Raw genomic sequence first — 538 nt, forward strand, 5'->3', positions numbered from 1 at the left:
CGGGGTGGACGGCTCCCCCAACTCCCTCGCCGCGCTGCACCGCGCCGCCCGCGAGGCGCTCGAGCGCCGCGCGCGGCTCGACGTCGTCCGCGTGCTGGAGACCGACGGTGCGGCGGCGCCGCCCCGGCTCGTGCGCACCGCACGCGAGTGGTCGCGGCTGCGCCGCCTGGTCGCCGGCTCCATCCCGCGCGCCCAGCACCTGAACACCCGGCTCCGCGTCGTCCGCGGCGCCCCCGGCGAGGCACTCGCCCGGGCGGCCGAGCACGCCGAGCTCCTGGTCATCGGCGCCCGCGTGCACTCCGAGCACGGAAACCCGCTCGGCGGGGACACCGTCCCGGTCGTGCGCGAGCGCGCACGCTGCCCGATCGTGATCTGCGCCGACCACTCCACCGCGCCCGAGGCCCCGTGAGCCCCCGTGAGCCTGCGCAAGCCCGCGCGAGAACCCCCCAGGAGGAGACCATGAAGCGCCGGACCGTCCAGGACGTCATGACCACGAGCGTCGTGACGGTGACCGAACAGACCCCGTTCGCCGAGATCG

Annotated in this window: 1 protein-coding gene; it reads left to right on the forward strand. The window is 76.8% G+C overall.

Going from position 1 to position 538, the window contains the following annotated elements; translation table 11 throughout:
• Positions 1-409: universal stress protein (locus ABFX46_RS43365; protein ID WP_346050478.1), on the forward strand; the 409-nt coding region annotated here is incomplete at its 5' end.
• Positions 410-538: the final 129 nt, after the last annotated feature.

It is taken from the genome of Actinomadura chokoriensis (assembly GCF_039529475.1).
GTDB classification, from domain to species: Bacteria; Actinomycetota; Actinomycetes; order Streptosporangiales; family Streptosporangiaceae; genus Spirillospora; species Spirillospora bangladeshensis.